This is a genomic window from Mesorhizobium waitakense (assembly GCF_056431085.1).
This window is the reverse complement of sequence record NZ_JBWKME010000060.1, coordinates 1-13,396: the sequence shown is the minus strand read 5'-3', so window position 1 is coordinate 13,396 and position 13,396 is coordinate 1. Positions and strand designations below refer to the sequence as shown.

At 59.6% G+C, this 13,396-nt stretch carries 14 protein-coding genes and 1 pseudogene; 12 read left to right on the top strand and 3 right to left on the bottom strand.

The features are described 5' to 3' along the window. Window positions 1–111: 111 nt before the first annotated feature. The gene (locus AC07FD_RS14385) at window positions 112–504 is read right to left on the bottom strand and encodes a hypothetical protein (RefSeq protein ID WP_478350357.1); all 393 of its coding nucleotides are present in this window, start codon (window positions 502–504) and stop codon (window positions 112–114) included. A 136-nt stretch (window positions 505–640) separates the two neighbouring features. On the opposite strand from AC07FD_RS14385, the gene AC07FD_RS14380 reads away from it, so the two are divergent. The 11 genes and pseudogenes from AC07FD_RS14380 (at window position 641) to AC07FD_RS14330 (ending at window position 11,635) form a co-directional block, all read left to right on the top strand. Then, window positions 641–1,516, top strand: a complete 876-nt coding sequence (locus tag AC07FD_RS14380) for an ABC transporter permease (protein ID WP_478350356.1) — start codon at window positions 641–643, stop codon at window positions 1,514–1,516. Beyond that, window positions 1,513–2,475 (top strand): substrate-binding domain-containing protein, encoded by a 963-nt coding sequence (locus tag AC07FD_RS14375; protein WP_478350355.1) that lies wholly within the window; start codon window positions 1,513–1,515, stop codon window positions 2,473–2,475. The genes AC07FD_RS14380 and AC07FD_RS14375 overlap by 4 nt, the downstream gene beginning before the upstream one ends. A gap of 65 nt (window positions 2,476–2,540) precedes the next feature. After that, window positions 2,541–3,434, top strand: a complete 894-nt coding sequence (locus AC07FD_RS14370; RefSeq protein WP_478350354.1) for an amidohydrolase family protein — start codon at window positions 2,541–2,543, stop codon at window positions 3,432–3,434. 40 nt (window positions 3,435–3,474) lie between these two features. Then, a complete protein-coding gene (locus AC07FD_RS14365; RefSeq protein ID WP_478350353.1) occupies window positions 3,475–4,227 on the top strand; it encodes an SDR family NAD(P)-dependent oxidoreductase in 753 nt (250 codons plus the stop codon). A 19-nt stretch (window positions 4,228–4,246) separates the two neighbouring features. After that, window positions 4,247–4,378: pseudogene (locus tag AC07FD_RS14360) on the top strand (transketolase); the annotation flags it as partial. Between the two features lie 135 nt (window positions 4,379–4,513). Continuing rightward, on the top strand, window positions 4,514–5,368 hold the full coding sequence (locus tag AC07FD_RS14355; RefSeq protein WP_478350352.1) for an HNH endonuclease: 855 nt from the start codon (window positions 4,514–4,516) through the stop codon (window positions 5,366–5,368). 294 nt (window positions 5,369–5,662) lie between these two features. Then, complete coding sequence (locus tag AC07FD_RS14350; RefSeq protein WP_478350351.1) at window positions 5,663–7,129, top strand: N-6 DNA methylase; 1,467 nt, start codon at window positions 5,663–5,665, stop codon at window positions 7,127–7,129. Then, window positions 7,122–8,096, top strand: coding sequence for a hypothetical protein (locus AC07FD_RS14345; RefSeq protein WP_478350350.1), 975 nt, complete (start codon window positions 7,122–7,124; stop codon window positions 8,094–8,096). Before AC07FD_RS14350 ends, AC07FD_RS14345 begins: the two co-directional genes overlap by 8 nt. 398 nt (window positions 8,097–8,494) lie before the next feature. Continuing rightward, window positions 8,495–9,661: an SIR2 family protein gene (locus tag AC07FD_RS14340; protein ID WP_478350349.1), complete on the top strand. Its 1,167-nt coding sequence runs from the start codon at window positions 8,495–8,497 to the stop codon at window positions 9,659–9,661. Further along, window positions 9,661–11,427: an ATP-binding protein gene (locus AC07FD_RS14335; protein ID WP_478350348.1), complete on the top strand. Its 1,767-nt coding sequence runs from the start codon at window positions 9,661–9,663 to the stop codon at window positions 11,425–11,427. Before AC07FD_RS14340 ends, AC07FD_RS14335 begins: the two co-directional genes overlap by 1 nt. Beyond that, a complete protein-coding gene (locus AC07FD_RS14330) occupies window positions 11,405–11,635 on the top strand; it encodes a KTSC domain-containing protein (protein WP_478350347.1) in 231 nt (76 codons plus the stop codon). Before AC07FD_RS14335 ends, AC07FD_RS14330 begins: the two co-directional genes overlap by 23 nt. A 380-nt stretch (window positions 11,636–12,015) precedes the next feature. Here the strand turns inward: AC07FD_RS14330 and AC07FD_RS14325 are convergent, their stop codons facing one another. Beyond that, complete coding sequence (locus tag AC07FD_RS14325) at window positions 12,016–12,312, bottom strand: hypothetical protein (protein WP_478350346.1); 297 nt, start codon at window positions 12,310–12,312, stop codon at window positions 12,016–12,018. 342 nt (window positions 12,313–12,654) lie between these two features. Here AC07FD_RS14325 and AC07FD_RS14320 point away from each other — a divergent pair, with 342 nt between their 5' ends. Continuing rightward, the gene (locus AC07FD_RS14320) at window positions 12,655–12,795 is read left to right on the top strand and encodes a hypothetical protein (RefSeq protein ID WP_478350345.1); all 141 of its coding nucleotides are present in this window, start codon (window positions 12,655–12,657) and stop codon (window positions 12,793–12,795) included. A 320-nt stretch (window positions 12,796–13,115) separates the two neighbouring features. Here the strand turns inward: AC07FD_RS14320 and AC07FD_RS14315 are convergent. Further along, the coding region (locus AC07FD_RS14315) for a transposase (RefSeq protein WP_478350344.1) at window positions 13,116–13,396 on the bottom strand (281 nt) is incomplete at its 5' end.

Genomic DNA, 13,396 nt, shown 5'->3' with positions numbered 1-13,396 from the left:
TAAGCAACCAAATCCTACGTCATTTCAACGGCTTGCACCACATCCGCCAACCTCCATGAATTTTCCGGGCTAGGTAGCGAAGAAAAAATCGCGGCTATCCACGTTCCCCGGCTAAGCCTTTAATGCATCGTCCAAGATAGTCTTAGCAGCCTCTGGCGTCTCCCTGACAGCGAGCCCTTCTCGAAAGCTGAATTTCAAGACAGCTTTGGCTCCAGGGTGATTGATGGCAGGTTTTGCCTTTTCGATTTCTAAGACATTTCGAGCATTTACGACGGGTTTGATATCATCTCCGGGTGCCGTAAAGGTCCCCAATTTCTGACCCGCTTGCTTGAAGCGATCGAAGATTTTGTCCATTTTTTCAATGGAGTAAAGGCGATCACTGCCTATCCTTATCGCAGTCGTGTTGGCAATTTCCCAGTCGAACGCCGGTCGGAACCACAAAAGTTGAGTTGGATCGACCGCCTCGGTGTCACCACCAGGCATCTGTATTACTATGAGCGCCATAACAGTCCCCTCCAGCTAGTAACATCCATATGGAGCGCTTCAGGCTACAACTAGTCAAGTCCCTCGCTAGGATCCGGCTGCAGCGAATGGCACCCGCTGGCAGAATATTAGTTCGTTTATCCAGGTTTTGTCTGGTTTGGCGCCATTCCTGCAGGTCAATTTGCAAAACATCGTCCAGGCTGCCGCGCCTCTCATCATCATGTCGCTCGGTGTTTTGCTGGTCGTGGTCACCGGCGGCATCGATCTTTCGGTCGGTTCAGTCTTTTCCCTAACCGGGATGGTGACCGCGCTGGCTATGGCCAATGGCGCTGACGGACTGACCGCCAGCGCCGCCGGCCTGGCGGTCGGCCTGGGGTTCGGCGCGATCAATGGTCTTCTGGTCACGGTCGTCGGGCTCGCGCCGTTTGTCGTCACGCTCATCACCTACGCGGTGGCGGGCAGCCTGGCCTTCATCGTCACCAACGGCCGTTCGATGCCGATCGGCGCACCGGATTTCTGGCTCCTGAATTCCGGCGAGATCGTCCCCGGCATGCCCAACCATCTCGTGGTCTGCATCGTACTGATGGTCGCGCTGGAATATGTGCTGCGCAAGGTCGTGGTCGGACGCTGGTTCTATGCCGTCGGCAATTGCGGCACGGCTGCTTGGTATCCCGGTTCTGCGCATCAAGTTCGCGGCCTATGTCGCTTCGGGCCTGCTTGCCTCTTTCGCGGGGCTGCTGACGGTCAGCTACATCCTCAACGCCGAAGCCACGGCAGGGGCGAGCCTGATGCTGCAGGCGATTGCCGCTGTGGTCATTGGCGGGGCCAGCCTTTTTGGCGGAACCGGCAGCGCGATCGGCGCCGTGCTGGGCGCGCTGATGATCACCTGCATCCAGAACGGTGTGAACCTCATTGGCGTGAACAGCTTCTGGCAAGGCTCCGTCACAGGCGCTGCAATCCTGCTCGCGGTTTTGATCGACCGCTTCAGCAACAAGAACCGCATCTAGATCATCAACGGGAGGAACCAAGATGAAGTTGAAGAGCATCCTGATTGCAGCTTTGGCGACGGCCGCCTTGTCAAGCGCGTCGTACGCCGAAGACAAGAAGACCGTCGCCTACATCGCCCCATCGTTCGACATTTCCTATTGGCAATGGGTCGGCTACGGCGTGAAGGAGAAGGCCAAGGAACTCGGCATGGACTATGTCGAGTACACGTCGGAAAACTCACCCGCCAAGCAGATGGACAATGCCAGGACCGCGGTGACCAAAGGCGTCTCGGCCATCGTGATCGGCCCCGTCAGCTCGACATCGACACCGCCGCTGCTCGACTATCTGGCGAAGCAGAAAGTGCCGATCGCGTTCGCCGGCATCGGGCCGCAGCCAGGCCTCACCAACTACACATCCTCGGTCACCGCCAACAACTATGAGACCGGCAAGGCGCAAGGCAAATTCACCTGCGAACTCGCCAAGGAGCGTGGCGGCAACAAGGTTGGCATGCTGTCGCTGCCGCAGGATCGGGAGAATGCGCAGAAATATCTCAAGGGCGCCAAGGAAGCCTTCGCCGCCAACGGGTGCGACATCGTCCAGATACTGGAAACACGCGGCCTCACCATCAACGAAGCCGTCACCCAGGCAAACGACCTCTTAACCGCCAATCCCGACGTCAAGGCCATTTACGGTATGTATGACGAAGCCGGCACGGGCGCCGCCAAGGTTGCCGAGACCCGCGGCCTGACCGGCAAGATCGGCATTACCGTTGCAGACGGCTCGCCCACGACGATCGCGCTGCTCAAGAAGGGAGCGATCCAGGGCATCTTCTTCCAGGAGGCGGTCGGCCAAGGCATCGACGGCACCCAACAGGTCTACAACGCCTTGACGGGCGCGCCGGTGACCCAGGACCTGGCCCTGGTCATGCCGCTCGTTACCGCCGACAAGGTCGACAGTCCCGAGGCCAAGAAGGTCATCGCCCGCGTCTTTCCCCCGAGCAACTGACCGCCACCCAATGGACCCGCCGGCAGAGGCCGGCGGGTCCAGATCCCGAGCGAGGAATCCTGACCGTGCCCGAGCTGCCGTTCATCGATCCGCACCATCATCTCTGGGACCTGGAAGTTAATTACTATCCGTGGCTGACCGACGGGGTTAAGCCGTCGGCCTTCGGCGGCTACGAAGCGATCCGCAAGAGCTATCGTCTCGACCACTATCTTGAGGACGCCAGGAACCAGAACCTCGTGAAATTGGTGCATCTGGACGTTGGGTTCGATCCCAGCGATCCGGTCGGGGAGACGCGCTGGCTGCAGGAGATCGCCAACAAGCGGGGCTTCCCGCACGGCATCGTCGGCTATGCCGACCTGTCCAAACCTGACGTCGGCGACCTCCTCGACCGGCACATGGAGTATCCGAACTTCCGGGGTATCCGGCAGTCGATGAACTATCATGCAGACCCCGCCAAGACCTATCAGGCGCGGCCAGAGATCACCCGGACGCCAGAATGGCGGCGCGGCTTCCGGGAACTGGCAAAGCGCCGGCTAAGCTTCGACTTGCAGCTCTATTATCCGCAGATGGAAGAGTTTCTCCAGCTCGCGCACAACTTTCCCGACGTCCAGATCATTCTCAACCACACCGGCATGCAGGTCGACGGCCCTAAGCATTTCAACGCCTGGAAAAAGGGCATGCACCGATTGGCGCAAGCGCCGAACGTCGCCTGCAAGATCTCCGGCCTGGGTATGGGTGACTGGTCCTGGACCACGGCGTCGATCCGCCCCTATGTCGAGGAGGCGATCGCAGCATTCGGCGTCGAACGCTCCATGTTCGCGACGAACTTTCCGGTAGACAAGCTGTTCTCGAGCTTCGACGCGGTCGTGAACGCCTTCAAGGAGATCACACGATACTACCCGCACGAGGAGCGGCTTGCGTTGTTCCATGACAACGCAGCCCGGTACTACCGACTCTAGATCATCCGCCGAAACAATTGAAACAGCAGGAGACTTTGACATGTTGCTGAAGGGCAAGGCCGTCGTGATTTCGGGTGCCGCGAGCCCCCGGGGAATTGGCCGCTCCACGGCAACGCTGATGGCGGAGCAAGGCGCGCGCATTGCTATTCTTGACCTTGATGAGGAACAAGCCCGTGACGCCGCCGCGTCGCTTGGACCCGAGCACATCGGCCTCGCCTGCAATGTCGCCGACCTCGATGCCTGCAAGAGGGCTGCGGCAGAAGTGACCGAAGCGTTCGGAAGGGTCGAGGTGTTATGCAACATTGCCGGGATCACGCAGCCCGTAAAGACACTGGACATCGGCCCGGCCGACTGGGACCGCATCCTCGATGTCAATCTGCGCGGCGTGCTCTATCTCAGCCAGGCCTTCATCCCGCATATGCGTGAAAATGGCGGCGGCTCGATCATCTGCATGTCGTCGGTTTCCGCGCAACGCGGCGGCGGCATCTTCGGTGGCCCGCATTATTCAGCCGCCAAGGCGGGTGTGCTCGGGCTTGCCAAGGCCATGGCACGCGAGTTCGGGCCTGACGGCATTCGCATCAACTGCGTCACCCCTGGCCTGATCCAGACCGACATAACCGGCGGCAAACTGACCGATGCCATGCGCGCTGACATTATCAAGGGTATCCCGCTCAGTCGCCTGGGCGATGCGCGTGACGTGGCGGGCGCCTACCTCTCCCTCGCCTCCGATCTGGCCAGCTACATCACCGGTGCCGTGATCGACGTCAATGGGGGGATGCTGATCCATGGCTGAAGAGGCAACGGAATTCGAGATGCCACGCGCGGGCAGCAATGTCAGCCTTGCAGAACGCGCCTATCGCATACGCCGACATGCCGTGCGCATGGGCGAAGTCCAAGGCCAGGGCTATGTCGGGCACTCGATCGGGCTTTCAACGGATGTTGCAGGAGGCCGTTGGTCCGAACGACGATTTTGATGATGTCCTCGGAAAATTCGATGACAAGATTGGAACAGAGGGCCGCGCGCTGATTAGCAGTTTGATTGCGGAGCGGGATTACGCCGATATCGCGGGCGACGATTGATGTGGTCTGTGGAGAAACCGCAACTGGACCCTGGCGATACGTTCGACACGTGCATCTCGAAGATCAAGAACAAAGCTCTCAGGACCAGGTTTGCGGGGGTCAGACAGACGATCGTCGACAATTCGGCCGAGTTTGATGGCCGCGCGGCCGCCGCGGAACTCCACCTGATCGCGCAGACGGCCGATGTGAACGGACAGGTCAGCAAGGACGAGATGGTCGCCCTCTATGACGGTAGGTTTGCTGGAAAGAAGGGGCCCGGGCGAACAATTTACTCGGCGCTTCAGCTCCTCCCCAAAGGTGGTCGCTGTCCCTATTGCGATCATAGAGACGTGTCCACCTTGGATCACGTGCTGCCGAAGACCCTGTTCCCTAGCTTGGCAGTGACACCGAGCAATCTCGTTGGGAGCTGCAAGGACTGCAACAAGGCCAAGCTGACTGCTGCTCCGACCAATGCTTCCGATGCAGTTCTGCATCCTTATTTCGATGACATCTCCTCCGAAACCTGGCTTCGTGCGCAGGTCGTGGAGCAGCTGGTATGCGCGGTTCTGTTCCGAGTTGAAGCCCGCCCCCAGTGGTCGCAAGGGTTGAATGATCGATTGCAGAACCAGTTCGGAGCATTGGGGTTAGCGCGCTTGTACAGCCAACAGGCTGCGAGGGAGATGAGCGGGATAAGACGAAATCTGATCAGGGTTTACGAGGCTGGCGCGAATGGAGCTACCGCCGTTAGGCGGGAGCTGAAGCATCAGTGGGAATCGCGGCATGAAGATTCGCCGAATTCCTGGCAAACGGCTCTCTATGATGCGCTTCATCAAAGCGCCTGGTTCTGTGACGGAGGCTTCCGTCTAGGCAATTAAACCGACGGGGTCCGGTTCGTCGGCCCTTGCCTAGATGATCGGGTTTTGATGGCGCATCCCTTTCTCCGGAATGAAAGGATGCGAGATGGCGGATTTTCCTGCCCTTCGCCTCGCAGCGCTGGAGACCTTGCCAAGGTTAAGGTGAACATATAGAGAACATACAACTGAAGCGGAAGCTCGGAGGCTCACGACGCTCGACGGCACTCGCGTCGCTGGTTATAAGGCACGACGCTGGACAATAATCGGCGGTTGGAGGTCTCGTGTCGCCTCCATATTGCATGGCGAGATTCATTGATGGCACCACTCAGCCAGAAGCATAGCGGAGCCTATTTCACACCCGATCCGGTGGTCACCGCGCTCGTGAGCTGGGCAGTTAGTGGTCCGACCGACCGGATGCTCGACCCCTCATGTGGCGACGGGCGCTTCCTTGCCGAGCACCGAAATAGCGTCGGCATCGAGCAAGATTTGCGTTCGGCCGCTATCGCCATGGAACGGGCACCCTGGGCGCTGGTCCATGAAGGTGACTTCTTCGCTTGGGCTAGCGAGACGTCCGAGCGCTTCGAATGCGCCGCAGGCAATCCCCCCTTCATTCGCTACCAGACTTTTAAAGGCCCCGTCCGCGCTCGCGCGTTGGGCCTCTGTCGCGAACTCGGCGCGGAGTTCAACGGGCTCGCCTCGTCCTGGGCACCGTTCCTGGTCGCAACCGCAAGCCTGCTCAAGCAGGGTGGCCGGATGGCGTTCGTCGTGCCGGCCGAGATCGGGCACGCGCCCTATGCGGCACCCCTGCTTGAATATCTAATCGCAAACTTCGCCAAGGTGCAGATAGTGGCCGTCCGCGACAAGCTGTTCCCGGGCCTATCGGAAGATTGTTGGCTGCTTTACGCTGACGGGCATGGCGGCCGGACCGACCGCATTCGCTTCACCGCGGTCGACCAGTTCGAGCCGGGCAAGGCTAAGCACCCGCCCAAGGGCGAAGACGTGTTCGTCACCGATTGGCGCGAGACTTGGGGACGCCGGCTGCGGCCGTTCGTGCTGCCGCCATCGGTCCGCGCGCTCTATGCTCGAGCCGCCGCCCACCCGAAGTCGCTTCGCTTCGGTACGGCTGCGCAGATCGGCATCGGCTATGTCTCGGGTGCGAACGACTTTTTCCACCTGAAGCCCTCAATTGCGAGGAAGCTTGGTATTCCTGCGGAGCTTCTCCAACCAACAGTGCGCAACGGCCGCGCGTTGCCTGCGAAGCGGTTGACTAAGAGCACGCTCCAACAATGGCATGCGGCGGACGAGCCGTTCATGCTGCTCTACTTGCCGAAGACTTCTGTCGCGGAGCTTCCCACCATGGTACGGCGCTACCTCGACAGCGCGGAAGGGCGCGAAGCCCGCGAAGCCTATAAGTGCCGTGTGCGCGATCCGTGGTTCTCGGTGCCCGACGTCCATCAGCCCGACTACTTCCTGAGCTATATGTCGGGCATCTCAGCCAACCTTGTGCGCAACGCGGGCGGCGCGACCTGCACCAACTCGGTGCATGGGGTCCGTGTTCGTGACGCTAAGGCCATGCAGCGCGTTACCAAAAACTGGACGGGTAATTTCGTTGCGCTCAGCCGCGAGATCGAGGGGCATCCGCTCGGCGGCGGCATGCTCAAGTTGGAACCCCGCGAAGCGACGCGGATCCTGGTGGCGGCCGACGAATTGCTGCCTGCTTTCGACGCAGATGCACTGGCGGAGGCGGTGACGACGATGCAGCGCTGGCGTCACTATGTCTGAACGCGAACTTCCCGATCCGGAGCTGCCCGACGAGGATGATATCGCGGCACAACCGCCGGAGGATCCCAGCTTTCCGAAAACGTGCCAGTGGACGAACCAGCGCGATGCGCTCGCGCATTTTGCGTCTTATGAAGGTGCGACCCAGAGCCAACAGCATATCAAGCCGCTGCATTGGTATGTCGCCTGCCGGCTGGTGATTGAGGGCGGCTTCCGCCCCGAGGAGATCACGCCGCGACCGCCGTTCAGCTTCAGAAAGCGCCGGGGCAAGTGGCATCTCACCTATGATCCCGCGATTGCAAAAGGCGGCGAGGCAACCGTGCTCGGCGGCCTCAAAACCAAAAATGTTGACGTGGTGGTGAACAAGCCAGGCCTCGGACCGGTGTTGGCAGTGTCGTGCAAGGGTATGACCGGCGCGTTCCGCAATCTCACGAACCGCATGGAAGAAACGATAGGCGAGTGCACGAACCTGCACATCACCTATCCGGCGATGGTGTTCGGCTATTGTTTCGTGATCCGCGCCAACCGGCTGGTGGAAGAAGCCGCGGCTATCGCCGGCGAGAAAGACGCGCCGCCTGCAAAACAGCTTAAGGCGAATGACATCGCTATGGCGATAGGCGGCGAGCCGGTCGAGAGCATTATCCGCTTTCACTCTGCGCTGCGAGAGCTTACCGGCCGCCGCGGCATCCGCAACGATGTGTCACGGTATGAGGCCGTGTCGCTGGCGCTTGTCGAAATGGCCGATGCAAATCTCGGGGTGCTGCTGCCGACCTACCCGGCGGACGATAGCCCTCTGCGGCTCGAGCACTTCTTCGAAACCTTGTACCTGCGGTACGATGAGCGCTTCGTCTATGCGGCGCCCGATCTCAAAAGCGTAACGCAGCGGCTCGAGTGGGCGCCCGAGTCTCACGCTTTCCAAACCGACCAAGGCTATCCAAACATCGATTACTCGTTGCGCGGTGCGGAATAACTAGCGGCGCGTACGCGAGGGGCGTGAACCGGGCGCTTAGGTGGATAGGTCGTGAGTTCGGCGGCGATTTTGGGCCGTTTGCGGTCTAGCGCTCCTTGCGCTGCGGGACGGGACAGCTGCCACTCGGCTCTTCTCGGCGACCGATATGAGGCGCGCACGTGACTACCTGCTCAGGGCCAAGCGGACGTTCGACTGAGTGGCGCCTTCCCAAAGTGTTGACGCAGTAACGCCGCGGCCGGACCCTGTGGTGGTGAAGGGTCAGCCAAGGCGCGCCAGAGACGCCCGTTGTGCGTGGCGACATTTCGACTTAGAGCACTTACGCTCTTGTTTTTGTATTGCCAAAGAGCAAAGTGTCTCGATTGCGAGATCCACCCTGTTAACCGGGCACTGTAAAGTCAATGAATTTCCACGATCCTTTGAAGTTTTCAGCTGAACTAAGCGCAAAACTTGCTTCCCGTTCGCGCCATATCTGCGTGTTCCTCGGGGCTGGCTCTTCACGAGCCTGCGGCCTGCCTGACATCGCTCAGTTGAAGGACCGAGTCCTTGCCGCGCTTGAAGCGGCCGACCGGCAAGCTCTTCAAGTCACCATGAATGGTCGGACGCTTGAGGAGGCTCTGTCACGGCTGCGAAGGATCGCCGGCCTAGTCACCGCTGCCGAGACGATTGATGGCCTCACCGGTGAAACGGCCAGACTGCTGGATGCCACCCTTTGCAAGGGGATCGTAAAGGAACTCGACCTAGGCGCAGCCGATATCACTCCGGCATGGCGATTGGCTGCATGGGCCAAACGCTCTGGATACAGGCTTCCGCTCGAATTCTTCACCGTCAATTACGATCTCATCCTCGAGACCGCTTTTGAGCGCATGGCTGTTCCGTATTTCGACGGATTCATTGGGTCCTTGGCAGCGCGGTTTTATACCGACCTGGTGGAAGGGGAGGCTGGCTCGGGCGCGGAGACAGTCCCATCGTTCTTTGTGCGCCTTTGGAAACTGCACGGTTCCGTCAACTGGCAGTGGAATAGCGATCGGCAAATCGTCCGGCTAGGAACACCAGTCGCTGAAGGCGAGGCAGCGGCTATCTATCCTAGCGACCTGAAATATGAGGAATCTCGCCGCGTGCCATTTGTCGTGCTGCAAGACCGCTTTCGTCGTGCGCTAAATCAGCCAGAAACCTTGGTTCTGATTTCAGGATATGCCTTTGGCGATGCGCATCTCAACGAGATGATTTTCGAAGCCGCGTCTCGGCGCGAGCGCTCGGAATTTGTGGCGTTTTGCTTCGGCGACATCCCCGCTGGCCTGGTGGAGCGAGCGTTGGTCACTCCCAACCTGCAAGTGGCCGCTGCGAAGGAGGCGGTCTTCGGCGGTGTACGTGCTGACTGGAAGGCACCGGACGCGGAAGCTGATGACGACCTTTGGCACGACGGAAAATTTGGACTCAGGGATTTTGCCAGGTTGGCCAAATACCTCTCGCGCAGCACTGCATCAGATATGTCGACTGATGCGCAGCTCCAGCAGCTTCTCGACGGCGCCCCCAAATCAGAAACTGAAGGTAACGGGAGCGCCTGATGGCCGAGGTCAACCCAACGTGCATCGGCCGAGTCCGCCATGTCCTCGGAGCGACAGTCACTGTCGAACTCGACCCTGACCTGGCCGGCGTAGCTCCAATCTACAGGGGGCATCTGCTGGCAGTCGGCCAGATTGGCTCACTAGTGAGGATACCGCAGGGTCTGGTCGATCTAATTGCTACCGTGAACCTGGTGGGTATCGCTGAACTCGCGGGATCGCTCGCTCCGGCCGACAACGTCCAGCTCGGCGAACGTTGGCTGCAGGTTCAGCTGCTTGGCGAAATCGACCATGGATCGGGCGTCTTCCATCGTGGTGTCGGAACCTATCCCGGACTGGATGACCCGGTCCATTTTGCCACGGCCCAGCAGCTTAAGTCCGTCTTTCCGTTGGAGGACGACAAGCACCTCAGAATCGGCAGGCTCGCGGCGGCGGAAGAGATACCTGTCTGCCTGGACGCTGCAAAATTGGTGGTCCGCCACAGCGCTGTTGTTGGCTCCACAGGGTCAGGCAAGACCAGTGCCGTAGCCTCACTATTGCAAAACTTCGTTCTAGGCGGGTGGAAGGCGGCCAACATCGTCGTGATTGATCCGCATGGTGAGTACAGCCGAGCTCTTGGTGACCAAGCGTCTGTCCGCAGCGTTCTCGGACAAGACGATTACAGTCTTCGCGTACCTTACTGGGCCCTACCGGCTGCGGATATCATCCATATCTTCGCAGGTGCGCCGGGGGGCGCAACCTTCGTCAATAGGTTCTCGGAGCTCGTCACCAAGGCACGGCAGGAGTTTGTAGCATCGGCTGGTTGGCTCAATCTCGACCCATCCGCCGTAACTGCCGACACGCCCGTGCCGTTCGACATACGACCGATCTGGCACAAGCTGGACGCGGAGAACCGCGAAACGCGGTCGAACAAGGGCGACCCGGCGACCAAATGTGAGGTCGACCCCGGTAACTCGCAGACACTTCAGTCCGCGCAATTCGCGCCTTACGGCCCCGGTGGACAAGCACCTCATCAGGCGCCTACCTTCGGGGTCTATGGCACAATGCCGAGCCTCCTTCGCCTCGGGCTTCTGGACCCACAGCGAAAGTTCTTCCAAAGCCCGCAGGGTGATCCAGCGGGAGTGGACCCTCTAATTGAGGTTGTTAGAGATTGGCTCGGTGGTCTCAAGCCGATATCGGTATTGGACTTCAGCGGTGTGCCCGCGCTGGCTGCTGACCTCGCCATCGGTGTCGTCCTCAACCTCCTCTTTGAATTGACACTACACAGTAAGCCCGGAGGCGCGGGAATTGGACGCCCGACGCCCGTGCTTGTGGTTCTCGAGGAGGCTCACCGCTACATTGGCGCAACTGCTAGTGCCTTTACACGGAACTCTGCAAACAGGATCGCGCGCGAGGGGCGAAAGTACGGTATTGGTCTCATGCTGGTAACGCAGCGTCCCACCGAATTGCCGGAAACCGCATTAGCTCAATGCGGTACGTTAATTAGCCTCCGCCTATCGAATTCTGCGGATCAGAGCACAATCAAAGGCGCTCTTCCAGACACTGTCGCCGGCTTGGCCGCTGTCCTACCATCACTTAGAACAGGCGAGGCGGTGATTAGCGGGGAGGCGCTGATCTTACCCGTTCGCGCGTTGTTGGACAAACCCAACCCGATGCCGCTGGCCGAGGACCCTTCGATGGAGCCGTGGCGGCAAGAGCCCGCGATTCTAGACATTGCGCCAGCGTTAGCAGCATGGCGCGGAACATATGAAGGACAAAACGATGATTGAGTGGAATTCCGTTTCATCCGCTCGGATTGTGGCAGAGGCCTACGAGATCGAGACCGAGACGATCTACGTGCGCTTTCCGGACGGTGTAGAATGGTGCTACACTGCATGTCCTCCAGATGTCTGGGCCGCATTTACTGCTCCTGCGCAGTCCCGTGGTCAGTTCATAAAGGAGGTTCTGAACTATAAGCCAAACCGTCGGCATGCATGATAGTTCTTCATAGTCTGCATATGAGATCCCGCCCATCACCATACCTCTACGAACACTGTCTTGTGGAAGCGCTTAGATTCTAACTATGCTTACGTACAGTCTCGACGTTCAGAAAAAACAAAAATACCTGCTCATGGTGCAAACTTGCCGCCTCGCCTGATCGCTCGGGTCCGCTTTTAGAGAAGCGGCCATACCCTCTCAACGACCGATACTGGGCGCAAAGCCGCCGTTCACCTCTCCTTTGAGTCAGCGCTCCGGCCGGCCAAAATCGTCGAGGTCTCCAACAAGGTGAAATGGGTATTTCACACTGACGCGCAACCAGGGTGATGAAGGTATGCCACAACTCACCGAGCCTGATTGGCGATCCAGCGTTAGCCGTCTCAACCTGAAATCGCGGCAACGTTTGCCGACGACTGATCCAATGCCAACCGCAATCGCTCCATTTCCGGGCGACTGTGTTCACGGGCGGCCAGAATCTGGGCTCTTGTCTGCTTGAGTTGCTCGAGACCGAGAGTCAAGGCGCCCTGCAGCCGCTTGCGGTCGCCGAGAATATCCTGGTCAATCTGCGCGATATCGCGTGGATCGATCGCGCGTGAGGGATCGAAGACAAAGCGGGCTTCGACGGACCTTCGCCAATTCAACAACTTCTGCGCGGTTTTGGGTCCGAATTCGGGCACGCTGTAGAGCTTGTTCCTCTCGACATCGAGCGCTGTTTCGACGCCATACGACTCCAGGACCTGTTTCTTGCCCGGTCCGATGCTCTCGATCTTTGCCGATGAGATTTCAAAGTTGTCCAGGAACCGGTGCAGTTGCGCCTGACGGCGGTTGCGCTCGAGTTTTCTGACACTCTCCGGCTTTAGGTTTGGCCTGGATCTCATCCGGGGTGGCTGGCGCTATTGGCGGCGCAACGTCCGGAACCTCTCACCGGCCGACAAAATCGAAGCCCGCCAGAAGTGGAAGAAACCCTTCGAGGATTATTTTACAGCAACCAGCACAAGGGTCTGAGGCTGGACGCCTTCATGCGGGACGTACGGCGCCTGGACGACTACCCGGACATCAAGAACGAGCGCGGGATCTCGCCATGGTTCAGGTTTGGCATGGTGGATACCTACGAGCGCGGCTTCATGGCTTCCCTGCACGGGGCAATGGGTCGGCGCTAAACGTGCAAAGAACGTTGCTGAGCACGTCGAGAAGGTCAAAACCATCGAGCACATCGCAACCGAGATAATCGAACCGACAGAACGACGTAGGATTTGGTTGCTTAAGCCGATCCGAACCATTTCCCGGAGATGGCCCAGGATGCGCTGCCTTCGGGTCGGGATCTGGCCTCTCAATCGACGATGTGCCGGGGCGATCTGGCCGCCCTGGAGTGCATTTTGACAAGCCTCGTCGGGCGCCGGCGATGATCCGTCGTGGTGGAAGGCGGGGGTTTGCGGGTTGAGGTCGGCGGGTTTGTTTCGGGACGTCTGCGCCCCATCGTTTATGTCGCGAGTTGCGGGATGCGGCTGAGGACGATGCGCAGGATGCGCTGGTCGGGGCAGGATGTCGGCAGGTGCAGACGGATCTGGGTTTTCATCTCGACCACCCGCGCGGCGATTTTGATGAGGCGCAAACGCAGCGTGTCGAATTGGGCGACGGCAAAGCTGGAGCGCTTCGGCATCGCGGCGCGCAAGCCCCACATCAACCAGTAAGCACCGGCATGCAGGAAGAGCCGGAACTGGTTGGCCGTCGCTCTTGTGCAGGAGGTGCGGTCGGCGGCGA